The sequence below is a fragment of the Kitasatospora sp. NPDC091257 genome, assembly GCF_044757675.1.
GTDB classification, from domain to species: domain Bacteria; phylum Actinomycetota; class Actinomycetes; order Streptomycetales; family Streptomycetaceae; genus Kitasatospora; species Kitasatospora lactacystinica.
Map to the genome: position 1 here is coordinate 1 of NZ_JBIVVI010001281.1, position 2,470 is coordinate 2,470.

Annotated in this window: 2 protein-coding genes and 1 pseudogene; all 3 read right to left on the minus strand. The window is 74.0% G+C overall.

Going from position 1 to position 2,470, the window contains the following annotated elements; genetic code table 11:
- Positions 1 to 311 (minus strand): annotated as a pseudogene (locus tag ACIQOV_RS37315) (hypothetical protein); the annotation flags it as partial.
- The gene (locus tag ACIQOV_RS37320) at positions 308 to 691 is read right to left on the minus strand and encodes a CU044_2847 family protein (RefSeq protein ID WP_401055229.1); all 384 of its coding nucleotides are present in this window, start codon (positions 689 to 691) and stop codon (positions 308 to 310) included. The pseudogene ACIQOV_RS37315 and the gene ACIQOV_RS37320, both read right to left, overlap by 4 nt.
- A gap of 356 nt (positions 692 to 1,047) precedes the next feature.
- On the minus strand, positions 1,048 to 2,470 hold a 1,423-nt coding region (locus tag ACIQOV_RS37325; protein ID WP_401055230.1), incomplete at its 5' end, for a hypothetical protein.

A 2,470-nucleotide genomic window follows, 5' to 3' on the forward strand; every position in this document is an offset into this window, starting at 1 on the left:
CTGGACATCGGCCCGAAGACCCGCGAGCTGTACGCGGCCAAGCTGGCCGACGCGGGCACGGCCGGCCGACCCGCCCCGGACGGCACCGGCAGCAGGGGCAGGTCCACGAACACCCAGGACCCGACGCCCGGTTCGACGCCCTGCCCGGCGAGCGCCGCCGAGACCACGTGCGCACAGGTGACGGCCAGGTCGGGTGCGACCAGGAAGCCGGCACCGACCGGCCTGCTCAGCGCGTCGTGGATCCGCAGCACCGCGGCGTCCAGCGCGTTCGACCCGACGCCCTCCACGGGCCCGGGGACCGGCGCCGTCACGGCGCGGGCTCCTCCGCCGCCGCTTCGACCACCTGGTCCGTCCCGTCGGCCGGTGTCCGTTTCCAGGTCAGCGAGACCTTGAAGTTCGCCTGCGCCGAGGTGCTGGAGATCACCACGTCCGCCTCCGCGGACAGCGACAGCCCGAACTCGATGCCGATCTCGTCCGGTGCGTGGGCCATGCCGCGGAAGCCGTCGACGAAGTCCTGCGCCACCGGCCTCACCCCGGCCAGCATCTCGCCCAGCGACCGTGTGGCACGGGCCACCACCTGGCCGGGCCGGGCCACCTGCACCAGGCCCTCCGCGGCCTGCTCGATCTCGATCCTCACGACGTCCGGGATACCGGCCCCCGGACCGACCGGCAGTTCAACGAGGTACGCCATCTCTCCCCCTCGGAGCCTCACGGCCCCATGCGTGCGTGGTGTCCCTGTCCCTGTCCCCGTATCGCTCCCGCCGACGCGGCCGGCGCGAACCCGTGGGAACCCGCCTGCCGGGCAGGGGGAATCACCGTACAAGCCCGCACCGGGGAGTGCCTCGGGAACGGACAGAAATGGCGACAACTCGTATATGAGTACTAAGACTTGTGGATCTCAGCGGTGGGCGGATGCCACCGCCCTCAGCGCGTTCCTCGCGCCGTACCGCACCCGGCGGACGGTCTCGGACCTCCCCACGGCAGAGGGCCCGGGCAGGAACGGAGAGCGTCCCCGGAGCCGACTCCATGACGGCCCCGGCCCCTGGGTCAGGAGAACTCGCGCAGGCGCGGCCGCACTCCCAGCACGGTCAGGGCGAGTGCCGCCGCCAGCACCGCCGCGCCCGTACCCGCGGTGACGGCGTCGAGGTCGCCGTCGGTGGCGGCGACGGCCGCGTCGAAGGCGCGCTGGTTGATGGCCTGGTTGTCGTCCAGGGCCGCAGCGAGCGTTCCGAAGTCGGCGTTGGACTGGCCGGGGGTGAGGCCGGTGTTGTAGGTGACGGCCTCCTTGAGCCTCCCCTGGGCGTTCAACTCGCGGATCCTCCGGTCGTCGCGCTGGTACTGCTGGAAGGCGGCCAGGACCCGTTCCGCCGCGTCCTGCTCCCCGGGGAAGGTGATGTTGCGCAGTTCGTCGCCGAGGTACCCGCCGAACCCCACCTGGCCGTGGTCGGCCCGGTGCCGGTCCGCCAGTACGGCGAGCCGGTCGTTGTACGCGGCGAGGGCGGCACCGTCGACCCGGGCGAAGGACTGGGTCTTGTCGAGGAAGCTCTGCTCGTAGGCGGCCGCCCGGGCGGGGTCGGTCAGGTAGCGGCTCTCGTCGGCGTTCAGGTCGTACGCCACCGCGCGCGCCCGGCTGAGCGCGATCACCGAGTCGAAGGAGTTGCTCTTGGCGATCACCAGCCGGTGATCGGTCCGGGAGGCCAGTGTCAGCGCGGCGGCCAGCCCCACGAGGGCGAGCAGGCTCGTGACGGCCAGCGGCACGTTCACCAGCCGCCGGAAGCGCACGGCGAGCACCCGCTGCAGCAGCCCGAGCGCGGCCAGCACGACCAGACCGGTGAGCAGGATCCACCACCGGCCGCCGGACAGGGCGTCACGCCGGTCGGTGTAGTTGCGTTCCACGACGGCCGCGTTGGCCTTGGTGACGTCGTCGACGGCGGGCAGCAGGCGCTGGCGCAGCAGGTCGGTGGCCTGCCGGTAGGCCGCGAGGGCCTCGGCCGACGGGCGGCCGGCCGGGGCCCGGGCCTGGTCCTCCAGCAGCTGGGCCCGGGCCGTCAGGGCCTCGTAGCTCCCGAGTTCACCGATGACGGTCTGCACGGCCCGCTCCCCGGCCCGGTCGCCCGCCGCCGCCTCCGCGACCTGCTGCAGGTCGGTGTCGGCCTGGGTGCGCCGCTGTTCGAAGGTGTCCAGGGTCGCCCTGCGCGGCGCCGCGTAGTCCGGATCGGCGCCGAACAGCAGCAGGTTGGCGGCCTGGGCGTCCATGTCGTTGAGCGCGAAGTACAGGTCCGCCGAGCGCACCACCTGCGGGGCCGCCCGGTGACCGATCACGTCCGTGCCGTCCCGGGCCCCGCCCAGGACGGCGCCGCCGACCGCTCCGGCGCCGAGCAGCGCCGCAAGGCAGAGGCCGGTGAGCCCGCGCACCAGGCGCGGGGTGGTCCACCGGGCCCGGCTGCGCCCGGGGCGCCAGTGACGGGGG

What these genes read in the sequence shown, in the direction of transcription:
- ACIQOV_RS37320 (WP_401055229.1), bottom strand. Translation starts at nt 691, where the DNA reads ATGGCGTACCTCGTTGAACTGCCGGTCGGTCCGGGGGCCGGTATCCCG.